Annotated in this window: 1 pseudogene; it reads left to right on the forward strand. The window is 61.1% G+C overall.

Going from position 1 to position 252, the window contains the following annotated elements:
* Nucleotides 1-252 (forward strand): annotated as a pseudogene (locus AC0IX4_RS23180) (hypothetical protein); the annotation flags it as partial.

Here is a 252-nt window from a genome sequence, read left to right on the forward strand (position 1 = left end):
GTTTGATTACCGGCGATAAATCCGCCGGCAGCCATATCGAGCTGCTGGGCCGCACAGTCCAGCGCGAAGGCCGTCTGGCGCGCGATATCCGCAAAAGCCGCGCCAACACCGGCTACATCTTCCAACAATTCAACCTGGTGAACCGCCTGAGCGTACTGGAGAACGTGCTGATTGGCGCGCTCGGCAGCACGCCGTTCTGGCGCACCTGTTTTAGCTGGTTCACCGGCGAGCAGAAACAGCGCGCGTTACAGG

It is taken from the genome of Rhodococcus sp. AC861 (genome assembly GCF_979256035.1).